Raw genomic sequence first — 24,636 nt, 5'->3', positions numbered from 1 at the left:
ATTTAGTATAGCGATATATAATTTATCAATCTCTCGTCGCCTCCCCCGTCCTAACTACTAATCCTCGTTGTCTGTAGTAGACAACGATACTAGTATTCAATTCAAATATATTTCATAATCACCGATTGTCTCGAAAATCCCGGATTCAGATTCGGATTGGTCGGCGGAGGCCCGGTTTGGGTGCTCCGGCCCGGGAGTTGTGGACCGAACAAGCAGCTCGCAGGTGAGACATCGGAATGTAGTGGTTGGCTGTTCCAGTGCGTCGCCAGTTCGGTACTGCGACTCGATGTTGAACCATCGAGCGTTAGTTCTGGAAATAGCTTCTTCGGCCCTCACAGTTCTATTCTACGAGGTTCGGGGTGTCGATCTCCTGTTTTCACTCGTCTTGTACCGCAATACGATAGTCGGGGATTCATAAATTGTATAGCGCAATATCATCTGTTGCCATGGAGATAGCTGACTCGGAATTCATTCTGGATTCTCAGCCCATTTTACAATATAGAATAACACAGCTATCTGTGTAATGGTTCCAGTACGTTTTCACCCCCTCACATGTCCCAAAATCAAACGTTCTGACTCCTCAAAAGGCATCGAACACACAGAATGGACCAGATCGATATCCGATTCGTAGCACAACTGCTTTGGACAACGAAAATGAACACGCTTAGTATGCGAACCGGTGTCATCATCGCCGGCGGGTACTCGACGCGGTTCGGTGCGGAGGACAAAGCAGTCGCTTCTCTCGCTGGGACCCCTCTCATCCGTCGCGTCGCCGACCAGATGGTCGGTGTAATCGATAGCCTCGTCGTCAACTGCCGACCGGAACAGGCTGATACGCTCCGAACCGCGCTCGACGGTTACGACCACCCGATAACGATTGCAGAAGACGCAGAGTGCGACGAGGGGCCGATGGCGGGAATCCTGACCGGTTTGCGGGCCGTGGAGACGGAGTACGCGTTCGTCGCCGCATGCGATATGCCCTTTCTCGAACCCGCGCTCATCGACAGACTGTTCGAGCGGGCGGGCGGTCACGACGCTGCCGTGCCGCGGGTCGGTGACGGCTGGTTCCAGCCTACTCACGCGGTGTACCGAGCCTCGGCGATGGCCGACGCTTGTGAAACCGCGCTAGCTGAAGGGAGCCACAAAATCATCGACCCGCTGTTCACTCTCGACTACGTCGTCCTCGGGGAGGACGAGGTGCGCGAGTACGCGAGCCTCGATACCTTCGAGAACATCAACACCCCCGAAGAGCTCGCTCACGCGGCGGAACAGTTGCGCTAGCGTTCTACGGCGGCCACGACGGGGTCAGACGCCGTCAACTGCGTCAGTACGACGCGTGGGACGTCCGACTGAGCCAGAACGTCCGAAGCAATCTCCCGTGCGACAGCCTCGAGGGCCGCGTCGTCGACCTTGTTCAGCACGGGAATCACTGTCGCACCGTCGGGGACATCCGCGTGGCCGCCACGTTCGCTGGTGAGTACTGTTGCGACGTCGGACGGGCGGATCGTGTCGCCGAGTTCGAGGTCGGTGAGGGCGGTGACCCGCTCCGGGCGGTGGACGCACGCTTCGGTAAGCGGTTCGCCGACCGCGTGGACGCTGGCGATGGGGAGGACGGTGTCGGCAGTCTCCGGGAGTTGTGGTTCGCGGTCACCTGGTGCCTTGAACTCGCGCATCCGCGCGCCGTCGGCCTTCACCAGCACGGCGTCGGTGGCGTCCGATTCTCCGATGGCGTCGACCACGTCGGGGTCGTACCCGCGGTAGCGGTCGTCGCGGTCGCGGTCGGGAACGACGCCCACCGGCCAGTCCGCCACCCGTTCGAGCGCGGCAGCCGGGCGCTCGGTCACGACCACGTCGGCGACGTGCTGGTCGAAGATGGGGATGCGGACGGTGGCCGTCACGACGGCGCGGTCGAGTTGACGCGCCAGCGCGTACAGTGTGGACTTTTTACCGCCCGCGCCGACGACGCAGACCACGCCGCTTCGAGCGCAGAGCAGATCGGCGAGCGTCATATTCGCTCCACGGGTAGTGTACAGTTCGCCGTCCCGCCGTTCGTGTGGTGTTCAATCATGGAGGTGGTCGAAGTCCTCGGTGAGTTCAGTAAGGTCGAGGCGGTCGATAGTCTGGGCCGTCGGCACGCCGTTTTCGTCCCAACCACGGCGGCGGTAGTACGCGTCGAGCATCGAGTCGAAATCGTCGCTCTCGACGACTGCACCTGCGCGTGGCCCTGTCCCAAGCGGCTCTTGGAGCGTGGCCGGCAGCGCATCGTCCTCGCGCGAGATACCTTCACGGACGTTGAACAGGCGCGTCACGTTCCAAACCCGTTCGCCGACTGTGGCGAGTTCCCCGACGGTTTCGAGGCTGACCGATTCGAGCCACTCCCGGCCGAGGTCGTCGAGCGCGTCGCCGAAAAAGTCATCGGCGATAAGACTCCAGAGTATCGACCGCTGGTCCTGTTCGCGAATGACCTCCGCCGCGGTCCGGTCGGCTCCCCAGTTCCCGTCGAACACCTCGCGCTCGATGGGTCGCGCCCGCCGATGGCACGCACCCCGATCGCTGGTCGCGTACGCGAGTGCCATGCTCTGCGCGCCGCGCGGGTCGTAGGCAGGGAGCTCCATCGACTTCACCGTGGGGACGAGGTCTCGCCCGCCGAACTGCGTCGCCGCCGCTTCGACTCCGTCCGCGAGCGCGTCGCCGAGGTCTGACTCGCGTTCCGCAATCTCCCCTAAGAGGGCGCGTGCTCCGTCGGGGTCACCGAACGAGAGTGGGCGGTCGAGTACGTCGGCGGCGTTGGCCTTGATGGTCCATGCGACTGCGCTACCAGCGCTAATGAGGTCTATTCCGAGCCGATCACAGGTCTGTCCCAACGCTGCGACGGCGTCGAAGTCGTCGATGTCGAGTCCGGCTCCGAGCGACATCGCGGTGGCGCCGCGTGGGACGTAATCGCCTTCTTCCGTGGCCACGCGATACCCTCCCGGAGTCGTCGCCTCGGCGTATTCGCGACCGACGGCTCGGTCTTCGACTGTCGTGATTCCTACTTCATCCGTCTCGTCGAAGTGTCCGCCACTCCAGCCTCGCGTCGAGAGTGCGCCGATTTCGTTCGCGAAATCGATCGTCTCGACGGTCCCGCTGGCCCGTAGCCACTGTCCGGTAGAGGTCTCTCGGTACTTCGTCGTGTAGGCCTCTCGCAGGTCGTCTAACCCGTCAGGGGGGTCTCCTTTCGCGATGATCGCCTTCAGCCGCTTCGAACCCATCACCGCTCCCGCTCCCCCTCGGCCCGCGTGGTGGTCGCCGGCGTCGGAGGCGATCGTGGCATATGCGATCTGTCGTTCTCCCGCGGGGCCGATACACGCGACAGACGCGTTCGGGAACGCTCGGGCCGTTTCGACCGTACTGGCTCCCCACGTCTCGGCGGCTTCGATTGTCGCGCTCCCGTCTTCGATGACGAGGTGAACGGGGTCGGACGCGATGCCCGTTACGAGCAGGCCCATGTGCGACCCGAGCGCGCCGGCCAGGGAGTCGGGAAACTCACCCCCCGCGTACGAGTCGAGAAAACACCCTGTCAACGGGGATTTCGTGATGGCGGCGTATCTCGAGGCACCCGGGAGATAGCCCGAGAGCGGGCCAAGCATGAACAGAATCGCGTTTTCTTCGCCGAGCGGGTCGACGCCGGCGTCGAGTTCGTCGTAGAGATAGCGGGCACCCAACCCTTTTCCGCCGACGTATCGCTGTCGCCACCCGTCCGGAATCGGCGTACTCTCGACCGAGCCGGCGGACAAGTCGACTGTGAGGAGTCGGTCAGCGATTGGAGGCGCCATCTGGTCGTTCGTCAGTACCGGCGACCAAAAAGATGATGCCGTTCTCGCGGACCGTCGAGCGATTTCGAGGGGCGAACGTCTCCGACAAAGACGCACAGTTCGGTTTGTTCGGTGTTCGAGGTGCCCAACACGAACGGACAGGAAACCAGAAATATCAAAGAATAGTTATGATGTGTTTTTTCACGACGGCAGTTCGGAGAACGGCGGGTTCTGTCTCCTGTGTGAGTCGGCCGCCCCAGTCTTCATTACGACCACTCGTGAGGCGTCACACACATCGACATGTCCACAGCCGAAATACCGATTACGGTCGTTAGCGGTCCACTCGGGGCGGGTAAAACGACGTTGGTCAATCGACTCCTGAACGACCCCGGTGACAGAGACATCGCCGTCGTCGTCAACGATATGGGCGAATTGAACGTCGACGCGGAATTAGTCGCGTCAGAGGCTGACGATGGAGTCGTCGACCTCTCGAACGGCTGTATCTGTTGCCGGTTGCAAGACGACCTCGTGACTGAGGTGACGCGGTTGGCGGAGACGCGTTCGTTCGACTATCTCCTCATCGAGGCCTCGGGAATCAGCGAACCGCTCCCGATTGCGCGGGCGCTGACGGGCGAGTCGAACGAGGGCGGTCTGCCGGAACGACTCCGGTTAGATACCACGGTCTCGGTCATCGACGCCTACGGGTTTTGGAAGGCGTTCGACCCGGAAGAATCGCTTCCGGACGCCGCCCCCGACCCGGAGCGTCCGTTGACGGAGGTGCTCGTCGAGCAGGTCGAGTTCTGCGACGTGTTGTTGCTGAACAAGTGTGATATGGTCCCCGATGATGCGTTGGACGCCGTCGAAGCGGAGATTCGGGAACTCCAGCCACGTGCGAGCCTCCACCGGACGACCTACAGCGAAGTCGACCCGACGCGGGTTCTCGATACGGGACGCTTCGATTTCGAGGCGGCGAAGCGCCATCAGGGCTGGAAACGAGCCCTCACGGGCGACGGGGCCGAGGCGGACCACGACCACGAACACACCCACGACGATGCCGCCTCGGCAGCGACGGCCCACGGTGTCGAATCCTTCGTCTACCGTCGAGACCGCCCGTTCCACCCGCACCGACTCGATGCTTGGCTCGGTGACTGGCGGGGGAACGTCGTCCGTGCGAAAGGGTTCGCGTGGGTCGCGAGTCGTCCCGAAACGGTTCTCGGTGTGAGTCAGGCGGGGCCGTCGGTGCAGGCCGGCCCCATCGGTCGATGGGAAGACGATGACCCCGAGACGCGACTCGTGTTCATCGGCCGCGGCCTCGACGAGGGCACAGTGACTCGAGAACTCGACGAGTGCCTGGCGACGACGGACGAACGAGGGGCGGCGTACCCCGACGACCCGTTTCCCCGCGAGTCTGCCTGATACATAGTGCGAGCGCATACCCGCGTCTTCAGGCGCGGGTCAAGCGGACAATAGCGTACACAACCACCGACGGTAGTACGGCTGGATTTCCCACCGTGTAAGGTGGTTTTAAGACACACGCTACGTATAGTGTGTAGTACGGATGAAGACCACACGGCACGCAACGTACAACCTCAACTACCACATAGTGTGGATACCGAAGTACCGTCGGTCGGTACCCGTCGGTGACGTTGCAACCCGTGTGCGAGACATCCTCCACGAAATCGCTGACGAGAAGGGGTTGGAGATTATCGACCTCACTGTCCAACCCGACCACATCCACCTGTTCGTCAGTAGCCCGCCGAAGCACGCTCCGTCACTTCTCGCCAACTGGTTCAAAGGCATCAGTTCGCGGAAGTACAACCACCGACACGCCGACCACGACAGTGAGAAAATCAAGTGGGTGCGAGGCTACTACGCGGGGACAGCAGGACACGTTTCGAGTGAGACTGTCGAGAAGTACATCCAGCGTCACGAGGAGGACGAACAGTGACCGAACTCACCGAGACGCTGGAACTGAAGCTTGTGGAACCGAACACCCACAAGCATCGGAAACTCTGTGAGACGGAACAGGCGTACCAAGACGCCCTTGAATCCGCGTTCAACGCTAACTGCACCACACAGTCGGCGGCGAACGACGTGGTAGTCAACTACGACCTGAGCGGCTACGCCAAGAACGCGCTCAAGAAGTACGTCCCACAACTCTGTGGCGGAAGCTACGACGCCAAAGAGCTTCACGACGACCACCCCGTTCGGTTCACGAACGAAGGCCCGAAGCTCGACCACAAGCCACAGAACGCTATCGAGTGGTACGTCAAAATCCCGCACCACGACGACTACAACCTCTGGTTGCCCGCGCAACCGAATCCCGAACAGCGAGAGTGGTTGGAAGCGTTGCACGCAGGAGACGCAAAGATGGGCGAATGTCGGTTGTTCGACCGTGACGGCGAGTGGTACTTTCACATCGTCGCCACGCGGGACGTGGAGGAACGAGAGACCAGTTCGGTGGAAACGCCGATTGGGGTAGACATCGGGGAAGCCTCTTTGTTAACGGTGTGTCACCGTGACGAGCGCGGCTCCCCGACTGCACCCAACCTCTGGAACGACGAAGGCATGCGAGTACGGCAACTCCGTGAGACGTACTTCACGGCGACTCGACGCCTTCAAAAACGCGGAAGCGAACGTATCGCTGAATCCTACGGCGACGAGTTGTGGCGACACATCGACCACATCCTTCACACGGTCACGTCGGAGGTCGTCTCCTACGCCGACCGATTCGAGAATCCCGTGTTGGTTCTGGAAGACTTGACGCACATCCGTGAGAACATGGACTACGGCGCGTTCATGAATCGACGGCTTCACGGATGGGGCTTCGCCAAGATGCACGCTCAGATTCGCTACAAGGCGTCTGAGAAAGGGATTCGTGTGGAGACAGTGAATCCCGCGTACACCTCGAAAACGTGCCACTGTTGCGGAGAGACGGGCTACCGTCCGAAGCAGGCGACGTTCAAGTGTTCCAACTCGGCGTGTTGGGTTTCGGAGTACCAAGCAGACGTTAACGCCGCGCTCAATATTGCAGACCGCTACCTCAGTGGAGAGAGTCATTCAAGAGAACACACGGATGGCGATGACTCGGCTGAGGAAGGGGGACATTTGACCGTCCCACAAGACAGCCAAGCCGATGCTGACACCCAGCAAGAGACGCTTGGAACGTATGCGTCTTGAAACCTTAGGGCCGCACTCGGCCTGAAATCCCATGGTGGGATTCCCGCGACTTTAGGCGCGGGAGGAGGTCAATAGGCCGCGCCGAAATCGACCTCGTCTCGGAGTTCGTCCCACGGTTCGTGGAAGCCGTAGGTCGACTCCGAGTCACCGCTGATTACCGTCTGATACACCTCGTCGTACTCCAACAACTGCGTCCAACCGTCGTGGTACCGGTAACTGCAGTACTGACACATAGAACGCGATACCGGACTAACCGGCAAAGGAGTGTCGGTGAGGGGGCCGAGTTGAGAGACTCCGCTACGTTAGGGTTCCAGCAGTACCTTCGTGACTCCCTCCTCGCGGTTGTCGAACTTCTCGTACATCTCGGGCGCGTCGTCGAGGCCGACGCGGTGGGAGACGGCCCAACTCGGGTCGGCGCGGCCTTCGATTATCATGTCCCGGAGTTGTCGGTTGTACTCCTTGACGTTACACTGGCCGGTGCCGAGTGCCTGACCTTTCTCGAAGAGGAGGCCGAAGTCGATGCCGAGGCGACCCTGAGCGGCCATCTCGTCGGGAGCGCCGGGGTCGTCTGGCACGTAGAGACCGGGAATACCGAGTTCGCCGGTCGGTCGGACCGTCCGAATGAGGTTGTTGATGACGACAGCCGGGTTCTCGCGAGCAGGGTCGTACGCGGCGTCGGCTTCCTTGTCCGGGTCGATAGCCTGGTAGCCGACCGCGTCGACGCCCTTGTCGACGCCGCCGCCGTGAATCTCTTTGATCTGTTCGACGGGGTCGCCCTCCTCGAAGTTGATGGGCGTGGCGTCGCAGTGCTCCTCGGCGAGTGCGAGGCGACTGGGAACGCGGTCGACGACGTAAATCTCGGCAGCGCCCTTGAGCTTGGCGCTGTAGGCGGCCATCAGGCCGACCGGACCGGCACCGTAGATAGCGACGGAATCACCGGCTTCGAGGTTAGCGAGTTCCGTGCCGTGCCAGCCCGTCGGGAAGATGTCCGCGAGCAGCGCGAACGAGTCCTCGTGCTCCCGTCCGTCCGGTAGCTTGAGCGCGTTGAAGTCGGCGTACGGAATGCGGAGCTTCTCGGCCTGCCCTCCTTGATAGGGTCCCATGGCGACGTACCCGTACGCTCCCCCGGCGAACCCCGGATTAACGTTCGTACAGAAGCCGGTGTAGCCGTTCTCACAGTTCTCACAGAAGCCACAGGCGACGTTGAACGGTGCGACGACGCGGTCGCCGACTTCGAGACTACTGACGGCCTCGCCGACCTCTTCGACGATACCCATATTCTCGTGGCCGAACACGATTCCCGGCTCCGCGGCCGTCCGTCCCTCGTACATGTGGAGGTCGGACCCGCAGATGCAGGTCGTCGTGATGTCGATGACGACGTCGTTTGGATGTTCGATCTGGGGCTCTTCGACTTCTTCGACTGCGACTTCTCGTTCGCCTTTGTAGACGACTGCGTTCATAGACATTGTGCGGACTCCACTCGGCCTCTGCGAGCGGTTGCTATTTATATCTCGGGTCGATTCAGCCTTCCTGATATCGGACACTTCACGCTTGAGGAGGGTTTAGTAATGCATTCTCAAAATATCAGAAAAATTATTATGTGTGTTTTCTATGTTGAACCCGGTTCGATTACTCGCTCACTGAAGCTCGAGTTCGAACTCGACGGTCGCGGCCGCGTTCGGCGCTATCTGTCCGACCGACTGTCGCAGGACCGTACCGCAATCAACTTCGCCGGAGTCTGTATCTCACGTGCGAGCCGAGATATCCCACAAGCACTCTGTTTTCTTACATGATGTGCGGGGCGTTCGCCCCCGGAATGAATCCACGACGGACCGCCCAAAACGGCTGGCGATGAAGCGCATCAGTAGCACTTCGACACCTCGGCAGTTGTTGGCGCATACTGTCAGGTAACGACGGACAGCGATTTGGTTCTCACCGTGGGACGGCGTCCGCTCGCGCCCGACGCGGAGCGACTCGGTGACACGTCCGACACGTCCCGACGAGAATGCGCTTCCGAACACCCGGTACCAGAGTAATGACTACTTCAATCGCATGTTCTCGGCTCGCTCCGCCGCGAGGTCGGTAATCTCCTCGACGTCGCTATCGGAGCGGTCCGCGAGGACCCGAACCAGCATCCCGAGTTGGACGGCCGCAGTCTCGCGTAACTCCGACGCCTCTTCGGTATCGTTGGCGAAGTAGTACTCGTGTCGACCGTCGTGGTGGACGAGCCCGGTGTACACGGACAGGACGTCGTCTTCGCGAGTCGCATCGGCCGCCTTCTCTCGAACGTCGTCGAACCGTGGGTTCGTCATCATCACGGTAGACGGCACGTCGCCGCCTTAGGTCTTTGCTCCGCTCGCTGTCCCGTCCGGTGCAGTCACCTGTCTCCCGCCCAATCGCGCTCGCGCCGACTTCGACGCGTTCGGGAAACCGAACTCGAAGCCGGTTCCGAACTCTCTCGAATGCCTCGACCCCGCACTCCGGCGCGCGTGGGTTGGGATGATTTTTTAACCCCGCCGTGTCTCTTCATCCGTGAGAATGAATCGCACAGGCGAAGGGCTCCAGTCGCCGACTGTCCGGGTCTCGGGAGCCGGACGAACGGAACACGGCGAGCGCGTCTTGAGCACCGCACGTGCCGCCGCCGACTCCGTCACGGTCCTCCGAACGGGACCCACCGGAATCAGCGAGTACGACCCGTTGGTCCTCGCGACCGACGCGGGACGGACTGTGTTTTTCCCAGCTCCGGAGACGCCGAAGGTCCGAGACCTCGTCGCCGCCATGGAAGATGGGGAGTTACCGACGGACGGTGGCGCAGCAGTCGTCGAACATGACGTCGAGACGACGACGCTTCCGGTTCCGACGGACGGGCCGTTCGCGGTGGGGGAGCGGCGCGTCCTCGGTCCCTGTGGGTGGGTCGGCCCCCTGGACCCGACAGCGTACCAGTTTCACTCGCTCGATAGAGACGCGGGCGCAATCGCGGACGCTGGGCTCGTCGGTCGCGGCAGAGGTGATGCCACCGCTGACGAACCGGTCGCGGACGCTTGGCGACGCGCACGAGAGGCCGACGGCGACCCAGTCGTCGTCGTGAATGCAAACGACGCGGACGACCGGCAGCGGGCGGACCAAACGCTCCTCGCCGGGTCGCCGATGTCGGTGCTCGACGGAGTGGCGGCCGTCGCCGAGTACCTCGATACGACTGATGCGGTCATCCACCTCGCAGAGACCGACACCGAACTCCGGGAGCGTCTTCGGCAGGCCATTGCGGCCGCTGCGGACGAACTACCGGTCGTTCCGGTACTCGTCGCAGGCCCCGACGAATACCGTGCCGGCGAACCGACGGCGGCGCTCGAAGCGATAGAGGGTGCGGATAGAATTGAGCCCCGTCTCCAGCCACCGTCGCCGGCCGAGTACGGGCTCTACGGTCGCCCCACGGTCATCCATACGCCGCGGACCTTCGCCCATATCCATCTCGCGCTCTCGGACCCGGAGGAGACCAATAGAAGCGGGTCTGGATCGGCGACGCGACTGCTCACTGTCACCGGCGACGTGACTGCCCCCGCGACGATAGAGTTGGGTTCTGACGCCCACCTCTCGGCGGTTCGGAACGCCGTCGAACTGGAGGGTTCGTTCAAGATGGCCTGCGTCGGCGGGGTTTTTGGCGGAGTCACCCGGACGCTGGATATCGCACCAACCGTAGCCGGACTGACTGCGGCTGGCCTCGGAACGGAGGGCGTCGTCGAACTGTTGAACGATGAGCGGTGTGCGGTTGCGACTGCCGGAGACCGAGCGCGCTTTGCCTCGGAAGCCAACAGCGGGCGGTGCGTTCCGGGACGAGAAGGGACCGTTCAACTCACCGAGCTGTTGCGAGCGGTCTACCGAGGCTCGTTCGACCGGGGGAAGATACGCGAACTCGGCCGGGTCATGACTCAGTCGAGCAACTGCCTGATCGGTGCCCATGCACCGCGTCCGGTCCTGACTGCGATGGACGAGTTCGAATCGAGTTTCGAAGCACATGCTGACGGCCGCTGTCCGAGCGGCACCTGTACTGACAAACTATGAGTACTGACGACCCACTCCCGGGCGTTCCGGAGATAGACGACCCACAGCACGAGACAGCGGTCACGGCGGAGTTTGAGACCGGGACCGCGAACGACCCACCCGTCGGAACCGGCGGTGAGAGTCCAACGACAATCACGGTTAACGGAACACGGGTTACCGTTCCACCGGGGTCGACTATCATCGACGCCATGCAGGCCGTCGACGACGAGATAGTGAGCGTGGACCCCGGTGCCGACAGCCTCGACGAGGACGCTGACGTTCCGGCGCTCTGCTACTACGACCGCGAAGGCGATGCGAGCGACGAAATCGGTCCTCGGAGCGAGTGTCGAACCTGCATGGTCGAAACGGACGAACACGGGGTTGTCCCCTCCTGTTCGTTCCCAGCTGAGGATGGGCTGACGGTCGAGACCGACACGGCGACCGCCGAGGAGTGCCGGAGCGTCAATCTCGACCTCGTCCTCTCTAACCACAATCTGCGCTGTACGACCTGTAACGGAAACGGACGCTGTGAACTACAGGAGACGGCCATCAGCGAGGGGGTCGACCACCCGCGCTACGGCGTCTTCGACGAGCGCAGCGAATACGAACCGCTCGACGACAGTTCCTCGTTCATTCAGATCGACCGCAACAAGTGCATCCTCTGTAACCGGTGCGTCGAGGGCTGTAACGACGTTCAGGTCGAAGGCGTCCTCCGCATCGAGGGCTCCGGGGAGGACACCCGCATCGGCTTCCAGTCCGACGCCGAGACGATGGCCGACTCCGACTGCGTCTCCTGCGGACACTGCGCCACGGTCTGTCCGACCGGCGCCCTGACCGAGAAGGATATCGGCGGTGCCGGGACGCTCCCGCTGCCGGGATTCACACAGCGGAACTCAGTCGGACGAGTCATCGAACACGAGGAGGTAGAGACGCTCGACGACACGACGGCACCGAACCGCTCGCCCGCTCCCGGTAGTGCGGGGAGTGCTGGGGACGAAGCCAACGCAAGACAGGAGGAGCAAAGCGGTGTCGCCCGCTATATGGATCAGAGCAAACGCCGGGCGTCCGACTTCCTCGAAAAATACGGTCGGAAGGCCGTACTCGCGGGCGAACACACCGCGGAGAACATTGCGGCGCAGACGCTGCCAGAGGGTCGGCTATTCGACATCGCGTCGCTCGTCAGCGACTACCGATTGGGCAAGGTCGACAAAGCGGAGACGACGTGTGGGTTCTGTGCGGTCGGCTGTCGGTTCGAGATGTGGGGCAAAGACGGCAACGCCCTCGGCGTCCAACCCGTCGACGACCCGGACAATGCACCGGCCAACAACTTCTCGACGTGCGTGAAGGGGAAGTTCGGACACGACTTCGCCAACAGCAAGAAGCGGCTCACGAAGCCACTGATTCGAAACGAGGACGGCGAGTTCGAGGCGGCCTCGTGGGACGAGGCGCTCGACTACGTCGCCAGCGAACTCCACGGGATTCAGGACGAACACGGCGTCGACGCGGTTAGTTGCCTCGCGTCGTCGAAGGGGAGCAACGAGGAGGCGTATCTCGTCCAGAAGTTCGCTCGACAGGTGCTCGGCACGAAGAACATCGACAACTGCGCCCGACTCTGTCACTCGTCGACGGTGGCGGCGCTCCAACAGACGCTCGGCTACGGCGCGATGACGAACCGCATCAACGAGGACATCGGCGAGGCCGACGCCTACCTCATCAGCGGGTCGAACACGACCGAGTCGCATCCGGTGTTGGCGACTCGCATCAAGCAGAACGTCCGCGACGGGGCCGACCTCGTGGTGTTCGACCCCCGGAAAATCGGCATCGCCGAGCACGCCGACCAGTACACGAGAACGACGCCTGGCTACGACGTGGCGTGGCTCAACGGACTCATCCGATACCTCATCGAACACGACCTGCACGACGAGACGTTCATCGAACGGAATACGAACGGGTTCGAGGAGGTCAAGCAGAAGGTCCAGGCGTTTACACCCGAGAAAGTCGAGGAACTGGCCGGCGTCCCTCCAGCAGAACTGCAGTCGGCCGCCGAGACGCTCGCAAACGCCGAGAACGTCGTCTTCGGCTGGGCGATGGGGATGACCCAATCCAGCCACGGGACGGAAAACCTCCTCGCGATGGCCGACCTCGCGCTCACGCTCGGGCAGGTCGGGAAACCGGGTGCCGGACTCTCTCCCTTCCGGGGCCAGAACAATGTGCAGGGCGGCGGCGGCGACATGGGTACCCTGCCCGGCAGTCTCCCCGGGTACCAAGACCCGGCCGACGACGAGGTCGGCGAGAAGTTCGCCGAGGTGTGGGGCGAACGTCCGCCGGCCGAACCCGGGCTCAAAGTCCCGGAGATGCTCAGCGAGGCCCACGAAGGCAAACTCCGCGGAATGTACATCGTCGGGGAGAACCCCGCGCTCTCGGAACCCGATATCCAGCACGCCGGTGAGGCGCTCGACGGCTTGGACTTCCTCGTCGTACAGGACATCTTCATGACGGAGACTGCAGAGCACGCGGACGTGGTGTTGCCGGCGGCGACCTCGCCGGAGAAACACGGCACGTTCACCAACACCGAGCGTCGGGTACAGCGGGTTCGAGCGTCGGCGGAACCGCCCGGAAAGGCGCGTCAGGACTGGGAGATTACGCAGGAACTGGCGGCCAGACTGGGCTACGACTGGGGCTACGACCACCCGCGGGAAGTGATGGACGAGATTAGCGAGCTGACGCCTATCTACGGCGGCGTCAGCTACGAGCGTCTCGAATCGGGCGACGAGCACGGACTCCAGTGGCCCTGCTGGGATGAAGACCATCCCGGTACGCCGTATCTCTACGACTACGAGGAGGGAGAGTTCAACTTCGACGACGGTCTCGCCCGCTTCGTGCCGGCAGACGGCGGCCATCCCGGTGAACTACCGGACGAGGAGTACCCCCTCACGCTCACGTCCGGGCGGGTTCTCTATCACTGGCACACCGGACAGATCACCCGACGTGTCGAGGGGCTTATGAGTCACGTCGGCGAGAGCTTCGTCGAAATCAGCCCGACGACCGCCGCGGAACTCGGCGTCTCGGACGGCGAGTACGTCAGGGTCGAATCCCGCCGTGGCGACATCGTCGTCAAGGCGGAGGTGACCGACCGCGTCGGCGACGGAACGCTCTTCATCCCGATGCACTTCGCGGCCGGTGCGGTCAACAAACTCACGCAGGAAACCTTCGACCCGCAGGCCGGCATTCCGGAGTACAAAGTGTCGAGCGTGCGCGTCGAACCGCTCGGACCGGATGCCGACCCGGACGTGCTGCGGACTCCGGACGCAGGTGCTGGCAGCGCCGACCGCGGCAGCGACTGATTTACGGGGGTCGCTTCGTTTCGCCGGACTGCTCTACAACACCTGGCGGCTTGCTGACTCCCGCTGAAAGCTGGGATTTGTGGCGGGGTGGACTACGCGCCTGTACTGGCGTTCTCGGCTCACGGGCGGTCGGAGCTTTCAATAAAGTGAATAGCGCTATATCTATTATCGATCGGTGGTGTCCCACCCATCCTCCGGGGCTGTGAACGCGCCACCGACGGTCGAGTTTGATTCTCCCGACAGACGCTCGTATTGTTGATTCTCTATCGGTTCGTCCGTCTCCTCAATCTGCTCCGCGCGGAAGGACGTATCCACACGAGTCGCAGACGAAGGCGACGTCGTAAAACGAATCGTAGACGGCGAGACTGTGACTACACTTTGGGCAACGCATGCATTTCCTTAGCCATTCGATAGTCACTTAACCCTTACTACGACGATTGTCGTTATCTCTTGGAGAGCGGTCGCGTTTAGTTCCGGTGTTAAGATTTGCAGAGAAAGAAAAACTAATGTGGGGCTCAATCGTCGAGTTATATGGTCGATAGCGTAACCGACCAACGAGGCTAACGTAACAGTCATGTCATAGACGTGGCGTTATGGGCGGAGTAGGTCTGTCCCGGTCGAAGCTTATGAACACCTGACAGCACTACCACGTCGAGCTCAACACACCACCCGCTGCCATCATTTTTGTTCTATATCTGATAGCTTTAACCGCGAGTTTCGCCTCCCGAGTTAGAACTCTTGTGTCGCTTGGGAGCCATGGGTCACCGACCAGTTGGGAATAGTCCGACATCTACCTGAGCTTACGCGATGACCCCGCTTTCACGTTTCCCCCAGTCGAGATATTGTTCTCGATACCAGAAAACTTAGCAAAACTTGCCAAGTTGTGCGAGTTGAAACGCAGGAGTGTAGTGTCACTGAGTCGGCCACCTCTCTCCATAAGCAAAAGCGTAGACCCAAACCGTCTGACGACGCTCCAGGAACACAGTCCGTGTTGCAGTCTGGGGATAATTACAGGACGGAACTACTGTCTTCGTGAACTCGGATGCGCGATCGAGGACGAACGCCTCGGAGGGCCCGCCGTATCGAACCCTCTGTGAAACCGGCCCGGCGGTGTTCTGGGAACGGGTCGTATTTCGGCGTCGGCTCGTCGCGCCAGCAGCGATAGATTTCACGGGGCACTCTCTGGACCGGGTGCCGGATACGGTCAACGTCGTCGAGCTAACGGAACTAACTGTTCGCTACTATGCCCACGGGTTATTGCCGCTGTTCACTATGACGGAACAACATACCGGATGCCTCGAACCCGCCCGGAGAGACCGGTTTCGTAGAGTATCCGCTGCTACCCTGATAGAGATTACATACGTATGCTTGTAATCATTGTGCGCAGAACGATATTGTCTCGTTCTGAAATAGGGAACCTTAGAGAAATTGCAATGACCGCGTTACCGACGGATTCGAGGCACCAGCGCTTCGACCTGCGTCCATCGCGTAACTGGATGGTTCCGCATCTGACCTCGTGCAAACAGGGAACAAGGCACAATAGTTATTTAACCGGGTACTGATGAAAGAACGTATGCAGAGTGAAGTACGCGTTAGCAGTCAGGAGCCGATAGACCATATCTCGGAGAACATCTACGGTCACTTCGCCGAACACCTCGGACGGTGTATCTACGGCGGTCTCTGGGTCGGCGACGACGATAGGGTCGAGACCGAGGACGGCATCCGAATGGACACCGTCTCGCTGCTCCGCGGACTGAATATGCCGGTGCTCCGTTGGCCGGGTGGCTGCTTCGCCGACGATTACCACTGGGAAGACGGTGTCGGCCCGCGAGAGGACCGTCCTCGCCGGCGGAACCTGTGGTGGACGCAGGGGCGAGAAAACGTCCCCGAGGAGTCCAACGAGTTCGGGACGGACGAGTTCCTCCGACTCTGCCAACTCCTCGACACGGACCCCTACATCGCGGTCAACGTCGGGTCGTCGACGCCGCAGGAGGCGCTCGACTGGATCGAATACTGCAACTACGGCGGCGACACGGAACTCGCCGACAGGCGGCGAGAGAACGGGCAAGAAGAGCCGTATGGGGTGAAGTACTGGGGCATCGGGAACGAGAACTGGGGCTGTGGCGGTCGGTTCGCGCCGGACGAGTACGCCGACGAGTACCGCCGGTTCGCGAACTACTTCAACGGCTTCGATAAGCTGATGAACGAGGACTCGACCGAATTCATCGCCTGCGGACACCTCACGGACGACTGGAACAAGGTCTTCTTCGACAGCCTCAACGGCGGGATGGAGTTCGGCCCCGGCTCGTTCCTCGGCATGGGGTCGCCGTTCAACCTGATGGACCACTTCTCCGTCCACCGCTACTATCAGGCGGGCGGTGACACCGATTTCACCGACGAGCAGTACTACAAGATTTTCGCGCGCGCACAGAAGGTCGGTGGGGACATCGACCGAGCCGCCGAGACGATTTCGGAGTACGTTCCGGAGGGAGAAATCGGAATCATCGTCGACGAGTGGGGCGTGTGGCATCCGGAGGCGAGAAGCGACAACGGACTAGAGCAGGAAAACACCGTTCGGGACGCGCTGACGACCGCCGGTGTGCTCGACCTCATCCACGCGCGGGCCGACGTCGTCTCGATGGCGAACATCGCACAGCTCGTCAACGTCCTGCAGTGCCTCGTCCAGACCGACGAAGAGGCCGCGTGGCGGACGCCGACGTACCACGTCTTCGACCTGTACGAGAACCACGTCGGCCAGACGGCGCTCGAAACGAGCGTCGACACGGAGCAACGCGAAATCGAGGGCGAGGACCACGACGTCCCGATGGTCTCGGCGTCGGCTTCTGAAGGCGACGGAGAACTGTTCGTCACGGCCTCGAACCGCCGCCACGACGAGGCTGAACTGCTCACCGTCGACGTCGGGTCGTCGGCGTACTCGGTGTCCTCGGCGACCGTTCTCTTCGAAGACAACGACATCCGGGAGTACTCGACGAAGGAGAATGCGGAGTCGTTCGAAGCCAGCGACTTGGCCGTCACCGACGAGGGCGACGGAACTATCACGTTCGAAGCGCCGCCGGCGTCCGTCGTCGGTCTGACGCTGACGGAGTAACGGAGCCGCCGTCGTTCTTTTTCGAGCTGACACCGGGGATACAGTTATTATGGTGTCGTGTGAACACATAGCAGCGTCATGAGCGAACGCGATTCCATCCGCCAGCACAGCCGCCGGAAGTACCTCGCCGCGGTCGGCGCCGTCGGGGCCGCAGCAGTCGGGTCAACCGGCGTTATCGCGGGCAGCGGCCGCGACGACGAACAGACAGACGTCGAAGGAACGCTGTACTCGCCCCCGTCGGACGCGCCCGCCCCCGGGTCGCTGTATCCTCGAGTCACGCGACTGAAACACGGGTCGGGAAAGGGCGGCGAGAAGCAGTTACTCGCGACGTTTGAGTTCTACCCGTCGATGAGCGGCGGGTCGGAGCCGTATTTCCCCGTCTACCGGAGTACTGACGGAGGACGAACCTGGTCGAAGTTCTCCGAGATTCACGACACGAGCGGGAAGGGCTGGGGGCTTCGATACCAGCCGACTCTGTTCGAACTCCCGCACGCGGTCGGTCCGTGGCCGGCCGGGACGGTCCTCGCCGCCGGGAACTCCATCCCGATCCTCGACGACCCCGAAGACGTCCCCGAGGGCGAGATCGGCGAACTCGGCGAGACGAGCATCGACCTCTACGCCAGTACCGACCGCGGGGCGGCCTGGGAGTTCGTGAGCACCGTCGTCACGGGCGGCAAGGCCGTCCCCTACGACGGGAACAGCCCCGTCTGGGAGCCGGAGCTTGGGCTGGACGACGACGGGAATCTCGTCTGTTACTTCGCCGACGAGCGGATGGGGAGCGACGACGACTACAATCAGCTGGTCGCGTACAAAGCCTCCGAGGACGGCGGCCAGTCGTGGGGCGACGAGCAGTTCGTCGCGGCCATTCCGGACGAGACGACGCGCCCGGGGATGCCCACCGTCACCCCGCTGCCCAACGGTACGTACATGATGAGCTACGAGGTCATCGGGCCGGACTACCTGTACGGCGAGGTCCACGTCAAGACTTCGCCCGACGGGCGTGACTGGGGCGACCCGACGGACGCGGGAACCCTCGTCTCGACCGCCGACGGCCGGCGGTTCATCAACGGCCCGTACGTGACGTGGACCCGCGCCGGCGGCAAAGACGGAACGATACTCGTGTCCGGAAAACAGCTCGTCGACGGGAACCGCGAGCTCGCGGAGGGGAACGGCGAGGTCGTGCTCGCGAACTCGAACCTCGACGGGAGCGGCGACTGGGAGGCGGTCGACGCCCCGCTGTCGTTCGAGACGGAGAGCGACCTCGGCGGTCGGGCGTTCGTCGGTTGGACGACACCGCTGCTGCCCTCGCGCCACGGGGATGAGCTACTGCAGCTCACGTCGGTCGCGGACGGGCCGAATCTCTGTGAGATCAGTTACGGCGTTCAGTCGCTAAAACTCGACGACGGGACGTAGCGTCACCGTCGAAACGTCGCGGAGAAATCGTTTCGCAGACTCTCACCGGAGACTGGGCGGTCGGTCGGAGCGGTCGAGTCCGCTGCGTCGGCCGCGTCCTCTTTTTGGGCGCGCGTCTGGGCGGCCAGTTCCGTGTGGAACGCGGCCACGAGCGCGGGAAACACGAGCGGGAGTGCGACCGTCAACACCGAACACACGACGAGTAGCGTCGCGGTCACGACACCGACCAGCACCGTCGCCACCGGCCGCTCGACGGACCACCGGTATCCGTCGGTGACAGCGTCGAACGCGTCGTCACCCTGCGCGAGCGCGACGAATGCCAGCGCGAAGACGACCCACGCGTGGTACGCGAGATAGAACCCGACCATCCCGAGAACGCCCGCGAGCGCCGACCCGGAGGCAGCGAACCGGCCGAGATAGAAGACGGCGAGAGCCGGGAACGCGACCATGAGCCCGCTGAAGAGGAGCGCGTCGAGCCAGTAGTTCGAGAGCGTCGCTCTGACGGCGTCACGGTCGATGTGGCCCTGTTCGCGGACGGAGGCGACGGCGCTGTAGACGCCCAACGTCGCCGGGCCGAGCGTGACCAGGGGGATCGATGCGAGTACCCAGCCGACGCTGATGGCGACCATCTGAACGGGGTGATGGAACACCGTTCGGACCGCGGCGACGAGCGCGCGGTGGACGCCGACGGTGCCGTCCGCTGACTCGCTCATCCCGTCGCGCCCTGCATCTGCACTGCTCGCACGATCTGTCCCTGGAAGATGAGGTAGATGATGAACAGCGGCAAGGACCCCAGAATCGCGACGGCCATGTGGAGTCCGGGCGTGTCGATGTTCCCCTGATAGAGGTTCACCAGTCCGATGGGAAGCGTGTACGCCGTCTCGTTCGACAGCACGAGCAGCGGCCAGAGGAACGCGTTCCAGTTGTAGACGAACATGAACAGCGCCAGCGCCGAGAGAATCGGCTTCGCGAGCGGGAGGATGATGCGGGTGTACACCTGGAACGTGGTGAACCCGTCGAGCCTCGCCGCCTCCTCGTACTCGACTGGGATGTCCTTGAAGAACTGGTAGAGGAGGAACACGCCGAGCGGACTGGCCACGGCCGGCAGTATCACGCCCCAGTAGGAATTGATGAGGCCGAGGTCCGAGACGATCTGGTACAGCGGAACAATGTTCATGTAGTACGGAACCATGAAGCTCGCGAGGATAACCCCCATGACCACGCCCTGTCCGGGCCAGTCGAGCCGCGTGAGCGAGAACGCGACCATCGAGTCGATGACGACGATGAGCAGCGTCGCACCGGCGGCGATGATGAAGGTGTTGATGGTCCACTCCACGACGAGCGTGTTGTTCAGTAGGTACTGGTAGTGTTCGAGCGTTATCGGCTCGCCCGCGAGCGGCGGTATCCAGTAGGGTCGCGGGTCGCGCAACAGCTCGGTCGGCTGGAAGGACCGAGAGAGCGTGTACAGGTACGGGACCGCCATGAGAACGGCGAGGCCGTAGAGGAACGCGTGAAGCAACACGTTCCGCACCGTGTCGCCGTTGAGCCGCGCGCGTATCGAGCTCTGCGATGTCGTTTCAGTCATTTGAGTCACCGATTACTTTGAAGTTCACGATTGCGATAATGATGAGGATTGCGACCAGCACGTACCCCATCGCCGCGCCGTAGCCGAACTGCTGTTGGGAGAAGGCGCTCCGGTACAGATAGTAGACGAGCGTGTCCGAGGTGTCCTTCGGGCCGCCCTGCGTCATCACGTACGGCTGTGCGAACACCTGGAACTGGAGGATGAACTGTACCATGACCACGAACACGACCGAGTTTCGCATCTGGGGGAGCGTGATATCCTTGAAGGCCCGCCAGCCGGTCGCGCCGTCGAGGCGTGCGGCCTCGTAGAGCCGTTCGGGAATGCTCTGTCGGGCCGCCAGGAAGATGACGAAGTTGAACCCGACCAGCCACCAGACGGTCATGAACGCGAGCGCCGCCATGACGAGGTCCGGCGACGTGAGCCATCCCGGCGGGTTGTCGATGAAGAAGCCGAGGTAGTAGTTTATCAGGCCGTAGCTCTGGGAGTACACCTGTCCCCAGACCAGCGTCACGACCGCGACAGTGAGGACGTACGGGCTGAAGTAGATGGCCCGGAGCGTGCGCTTTCCGGCCACATCTCGGTTCACGCCGAGCGCCATTATCAGCCCGAGGATGACCAGCGCTGGAACCGAGATGGCGACGAAGAGGAGCGTGCCCTCCATGGCGTTGTAAAACACCGGGTCGCGGAACAGTTCCACGTAGTTCTGGAGGCCGACCCACTCCGTCTCCGTGAGGTCGAACTTGTTCGGGTACGTGTGGAAGCTCATGTAGAGCCCCTTCAGCGCCGGCCAGATGAGGAACACCGTGAACACGGCGAGGTACGGAAGTGACCACAGGACGCCCTCGATGGTCTCCTTGCGGAGACCCATGACTGTCTTGCTGTTCGTCGCGTTCTCACCTCCCATAATGCGTTCTGTTATCCCCATCTTCGATTACTCCGAGATGCCGTTAGAGACCGTCTGGATTCCGGAGTCGATAGCCGCCTGCGGCTCAGAGTTCTGCGCCCAGATGTCGACGAGCCACGTGTACCAGTTCTGCGCGTTCGGGTCGCCGTTCGGGACCTTCGGGTGGTAGAAGTAGTCGCCGTCTTCGGCCATCTCAACGTACTTGTTGAGCGTCTTGTCGTAGTACGGACTGTTCTGGAAGGCGTCGGACTCGTAGATGCTGTTCGCGGCGGGCAGGTGACCGGCTTCGGCACCCCACGAGGGGTTCTGTGTGGTCATCCAGTGGGCCACCTCGGCGGCGATTTCAGACTTGGCGTCACTTCGGCCCTGCTTCTTCGGGAGGACGATAGAGTGGCCGTCCGCCCAGACCTTATCCTGCTGTTTGTTCGGACCGACGGTCGGTTCGAAGAAGCCCCAGTTGAGTCCGTCGACGTTTGCTAAGGCCGCCACGTACCACGTTCCGTTCATCGCCATCGCACACGTACCGTTCTGGAAGGCGTTGTTCCCCCAGTTGGCCTCGCTCGTGGGCTTCGACCAGCCCATATCGCCGGTCATATCGGAGAACAGCTGGGCGACGTTCTGTCCGGCCTCGCTGTCGAACGTTGGGTTCCACTCGTCGTCGTACAGGCTCCCACCCTGCTGTTTGACCCAACTACTCCACACGCGGTACGAACCGAAGCCGTCGTTGTACGGCGACTGCGTAAACGCGTGGGCGTCAGTATTCTCGACGACCGCGTTACCCGCTTGCTGGAACTCCTCCCAGTTCGTCGGCGGACTCTCCGGGTCCAGGCCGGCCTGCTCGAACAGGTCCTTGTTGTAGTACACGCCAAGGGGATGCATGTCCATCGGCAGCGCGTTCACGTTGCCGTCGACGGTGACGAGGTCCCAGTGGCTCGCGGTGTAATCGCCCTTGATCGACGCCGTGTCGGCGTAGGTGCCGATTGGGTCGATACCGCCGTCCCACGCTCGCAGGTACGCGGCGTGCATGATCGCCATGTCGGGCGCTTCTCCGCCCGAGAGGGCGGTGAACAGCTTGTTGTAGTACTCGTTCCACGGCGTTCGTTGTCGATTGATGGTCACCTCCGCGTCCGTGTCGAGCGGCTGTTCCTCGTTGAACTTGTTGACGATGCTCTCCATAATCGGCCCTTCGCCACCGCTGAACAGCTCCCAGAAGGTGATTTCGTAGGACTCGCTCCGCGTGTTTCCGGAGCTGCCACCGTCGCTGTTGTCACCGTTACCGCTGCCGCTTCCGCTGTCTCCACCGTTGTCGCCGTTACCGGCACAGCCTGCGAGTGCGACGGTCCCCGCGACTCCGGCAGATTTGATAAACTTCCGACGGGTACTGCTAGTGATAGCTTCTCGAACCATGTGTCACATGTACATGCTGGGGCATGGATTAAACTATTTTCCGTGACCAATACTGCCGGTAGATGAGGCCGGACACGCCACCCGTTCGTCCGTCTGTCGTGGCGGCGCGGTGAGCTGACGTTCAGAATGCGCTCGCGTACCCGAATGATGCAGCCTTGACCGGAAGTAACCACAACTATTATTAGTTCTCTTGGCAACCCACGCACTATGGGTACTGTTAGCATCGAAAACGTGCGGAAAGTCTACGGCGGCGACTCGGATATTGTCGCTGTCGACGACATCAGCTTCGAGATAGAAGACGGGGAGTTTCTGACTATCGTCGGTCCCTCGGGTTCGGGCAAGTCGACGTTGCTCCGTATGATTGCGGGTCTGGAAGATATCACAGATGGGACGATACGTATCGGAGACCGTGTCGTCAACGGCGTACAGCCGCAGGACCGCGACGTCGCAATGGTGTTTCAGAACTACGCGCTGTACCCGCACATGACCGCGCGGAAGAACATGAGCTACGGGTTGCAGTTGACGACCGACCTCCCCGAAGACGAGATCAACCGACGGGTGATGGAGGCGGCGGAGATGATGGGCGTCACGGACCAACTGGACAAGCATCCCGGGAACCTCTCTGGCGGTCAGCAACAGCGTATCGCCACGGGCCGCGCCATCGTGCGCGAGCCGTCCGTCTTCCTGTTCGACGAGCCGCTCTCGAACCTGGACGCCAAGCTCAGACTGCACATGCGGACGGAACTCCAGCAGTTACAGGACACGCTCGGGACGACGACGGTGTACGTCACGCACGACCAGGAGGAGGCGATGACGATGTCCGACCGCATCGCTGTCGTCGACGGCGGCGAACTCCAGCAGATAGGGACGCCCGAGGAGATATACAACGAACCCCGGAACCTGTTCGTGGGCGACTTCGTCGGGAACCCGCCGATGAACCAGTTCAAAGTGCGGCTGTCGGGCACGTCGCTGGTCGCCGACGGCTTCAGTTACGACCTCTCCGAGAGGGTCCTCGAACACATCAAACAGTACGCCGACGGAGTAGACGAGTTCGTGCTCGGTATCCGCCCCGAGAACATCACCCTCACAGACAGCGACGAGCCCAACGCGGTTCGAGCGTACCTCGACGTCCGCGAGCCGGTGGGGTCGGACAACTATCTCCACTTCGACATCGAGGGCGAGGAGTGTTGGGTCCGCGTGCCCGGAGACGTCAAACCCGACACGAACCAGGAGCTATCGCTCGCCTTCGACGAGGAGCGGCTGCATCTCTTTCGGCAATCGGACGGCATCAACATTCTCGCTCAAGAGGAACCGTCGTTAGAGGCGGCGGCTGAACAGTAGTGTTTTCGCGGAGCGAGACGCGAACGACGCGTCGATGAGATTCGTCGGTGAAGGCGGGAGTCGGAACTACGGTTCGACTCCGACGAGGAGCGGCGACGCCATCGATGTCGCTATCGGTCTCCGTCGGTCCCCCCCGTCGGCAGACTGAACTCTTCGAGGATATCGGTGGGTGTGGGTGTCATACGGTAGTGACGCCGTTCGAGAGGGTGCCGATACCCTCGACGGTGATGTCGACGCGGTCGCCTTCTTGGAGGTCGAACGGTTGTTCGGGGACGAGCGAGGTACCGGTGAGGATGACCGCCAGTTCGGGGACCGTGTTGTGGCGCGTGAAGTACGACACGAGTTCCTCGCAACTGCGGACCATCTCGCTGGTGTTCGTGGCGTCGTCGTAGATGACCTCGCCGTCGCGCTCGATAGTCATGCTCATCTCTAACTCGTGAGGGTCGTCGATGTCATCGGGCGTGACCACGCACGGGCCGAGCGAACAACAGCGGTCGTAGACCTTCGCCTGCGGCAGGTAC

General features: G+C 62.0%; 19 protein-coding genes. 9 read left to right on the top strand and 10 right to left on the bottom strand.

What is annotated here, in order from left to right; genetic code table 11:
* Positions 1–669: 669 nt before the first annotated feature.
* Positions 670–1,281, top strand: a complete 612-nt coding sequence (locus C5B91_RS17240) for a molybdenum cofactor guanylyltransferase (protein WP_008097293.1) — start codon at positions 670–672, stop codon at positions 1,279–1,281.
* Here C5B91_RS17240 and yqeC read toward each other — a convergent pair.
* A complete protein-coding gene (gene yqeC / locus C5B91_RS17235; protein ID WP_115820126.1) occupies positions 1,278–2,009 on the bottom strand; it encodes a selenium cofactor biosynthesis protein YqeC in 732 nt (243 codons plus the stop codon). The two genes, C5B91_RS17240 and yqeC, sit on opposite strands and share 4 nt — an antisense overlap.
* Before the next feature lie 51 nt (positions 2,010–2,060).
* Positions 2,061–3,815, bottom strand: coding sequence for an aldehyde ferredoxin oxidoreductase family protein (locus tag C5B91_RS17230; protein ID WP_115820127.1), 1,755 nt, complete (start codon positions 3,813–3,815; stop codon positions 2,061–2,063).
* Between the two features lie 279 nt (positions 3,816–4,094).
* Between C5B91_RS17230 and C5B91_RS17225 the strand changes: the two genes are divergently transcribed.
* From C5B91_RS17225 to C5B91_RS17215, 3 genes are all read left to right on the top strand, one after another.
* Entirely contained in the window at positions 4,095–5,210 is a 1,116-nt protein-coding gene (locus tag C5B91_RS17225) for a GTP-binding protein (protein ID WP_049913737.1), read from the top strand.
* 142 nt (positions 5,211–5,352) lie between these two features.
* Positions 5,353–5,742 carry an IS200/IS605-like element ISHvo18 family transposase gene (gene tnpA, locus C5B91_RS17220; protein ID WP_115805550.1) on the top strand — a complete coding sequence of 130 codons (390 nt, stop codon included), beginning with the start codon at positions 5,353–5,355 and terminating at the stop codon, positions 5,740–5,742.
* Positions 5,739–6,974 (top strand): RNA-guided endonuclease TnpB family protein, encoded by a 1,236-nt coding sequence (locus tag C5B91_RS17215; protein ID WP_115805549.1) that lies wholly within the window; start codon positions 5,739–5,741, stop codon positions 6,972–6,974. Before tnpA ends, C5B91_RS17215 begins: the two co-directional genes overlap by 4 nt.
* 68 nt (positions 6,975–7,042) lie before the next feature.
* Here the strand turns inward: C5B91_RS17215 and C5B91_RS22510 are convergent, their stop codons facing one another.
* The 3 genes from C5B91_RS22510 to C5B91_RS17205 form a co-directional block, all read right to left on the bottom strand.
* The gene (locus tag C5B91_RS22510) at positions 7,043–7,207 is read right to left on the bottom strand and encodes a hypothetical protein (protein ID WP_199519545.1); all 165 of its coding nucleotides are present in this window, start codon (positions 7,205–7,207) and stop codon (positions 7,043–7,045) included.
* Between the two features lie 69 nt (positions 7,208–7,276).
* A complete protein-coding gene (locus C5B91_RS17210; protein WP_049968816.1) occupies positions 7,277–8,434 on the bottom strand; it encodes a glutathione-independent formaldehyde dehydrogenase in 1,158 nt (385 codons plus the stop codon).
* 579 nt (positions 8,435–9,013) lie between these two features.
* Complete coding sequence (locus C5B91_RS17205) at positions 9,014–9,289, bottom strand: hypothetical protein (protein WP_008097301.1); 276 nt, start codon at positions 9,287–9,289, stop codon at positions 9,014–9,016.
* Positions 9,290–9,512: 223 nt separating this feature from the next.
* On the opposite strand from C5B91_RS17205, the gene C5B91_RS17200 reads away from it, so the two are divergent.
* From C5B91_RS17200 to C5B91_RS17185, 4 genes are all read left to right on the top strand, one after another.
* Positions 9,513–11,033, top strand: a complete 1,521-nt coding sequence (locus tag C5B91_RS17200) for an NADH-ubiquinone oxidoreductase-F iron-sulfur binding region domain-containing protein (protein WP_115805548.1) — start codon at positions 9,513–9,515, stop codon at positions 11,031–11,033.
* Positions 11,030–14,356, top strand: coding sequence for a formate dehydrogenase subunit alpha (fdhF, locus tag C5B91_RS17195; protein ID WP_115820128.1), 3,327 nt, complete (start codon positions 11,030–11,032; stop codon positions 14,354–14,356). The genes C5B91_RS17200 and fdhF overlap by 4 nt, the downstream gene beginning before the upstream one ends.
* 1,573 nt (positions 14,357–15,929) lie before the next feature.
* Positions 15,930–17,465 carry an alpha-N-arabinofuranosidase gene (locus C5B91_RS17190; protein WP_115820129.1) on the top strand — a complete coding sequence of 512 codons (1,536 nt, stop codon included), beginning with the start codon at positions 15,930–15,932 and terminating at the stop codon, positions 17,463–17,465.
* Between the two features lie 78 nt (positions 17,466–17,543).
* Positions 17,544–18,878 (top strand): sialidase family protein, encoded by a 1,335-nt coding sequence (locus C5B91_RS17185; protein WP_115820130.1) that lies wholly within the window; start codon positions 17,544–17,546, stop codon positions 18,876–18,878.
* Between the two features lie 2 nt (positions 18,879–18,880).
* On the opposite strand, the gene C5B91_RS17180 is transcribed toward C5B91_RS17185, so the two are convergent.
* The 4 genes from C5B91_RS17180 to C5B91_RS17165 all read right to left on the bottom strand — a co-directional run bounded on the left by C5B91_RS17180 (position 18,881) and on the right by C5B91_RS17165 (position 22,774).
* Entirely contained in the window at positions 18,881–19,591 is a 711-nt protein-coding gene (locus C5B91_RS17180) for a hypothetical protein (RefSeq protein ID WP_049968818.1), read from the bottom strand.
* On the bottom strand, positions 19,588–20,463 hold the full coding sequence (locus C5B91_RS17175) for a carbohydrate ABC transporter permease (RefSeq protein WP_049968819.1): 876 nt from the start codon (positions 20,461–20,463) through the stop codon (positions 19,588–19,590). The genes C5B91_RS17180 and C5B91_RS17175 overlap by 4 nt, the downstream gene beginning before the upstream one ends.
* Positions 20,456–21,331 (bottom strand): carbohydrate ABC transporter permease, encoded by an 876-nt coding sequence (locus C5B91_RS17170; protein WP_008097310.1) that lies wholly within the window; start codon positions 21,329–21,331, stop codon positions 20,456–20,458. The genes C5B91_RS17175 and C5B91_RS17170 overlap by 8 nt, the downstream gene beginning before the upstream one ends.
* Positions 21,332–21,394: 63 nt before the next feature.
* Positions 21,395–22,774 carry an ABC transporter substrate-binding protein gene (locus tag C5B91_RS17165; RefSeq protein WP_049913739.1) on the bottom strand — a complete coding sequence of 460 codons (1,380 nt, stop codon included), beginning with the start codon at positions 22,772–22,774 and terminating at the stop codon, positions 21,395–21,397.
* A gap of 207 nt (positions 22,775–22,981) precedes the next feature.
* Here C5B91_RS17165 and C5B91_RS17160 point away from each other — a divergent pair, with 207 nt between their 5' ends.
* The gene (locus C5B91_RS17160) at positions 22,982–24,115 is read left to right on the top strand and encodes an ABC transporter ATP-binding protein (RefSeq protein WP_081909252.1); all 1,134 of its coding nucleotides are present in this window, start codon (positions 22,982–22,984) and stop codon (positions 24,113–24,115) included.
* 178 nt (positions 24,116–24,293) lie between these two features.
* On the opposite strand, the gene C5B91_RS17155 is transcribed toward C5B91_RS17160, so the two are convergent.
* Positions 24,294–24,636: fumarylacetoacetate hydrolase family protein (locus tag C5B91_RS17155; RefSeq protein WP_199519546.1), on the bottom strand; the 343-nt coding region annotated here is incomplete at its 5' end.

It is taken from the genome of Haloferax sp. Atlit-10N (genome assembly GCF_003586325.1).
Classification (GTDB): Archaea; Halobacteriota; Halobacteria; order Halobacteriales; family Haloferacaceae; genus Haloferax; species Haloferax prahovense.
Note: the sequence above shows the minus strand (reverse complement) of the source record. Positions and strands in the feature narration are given on the sequence as shown.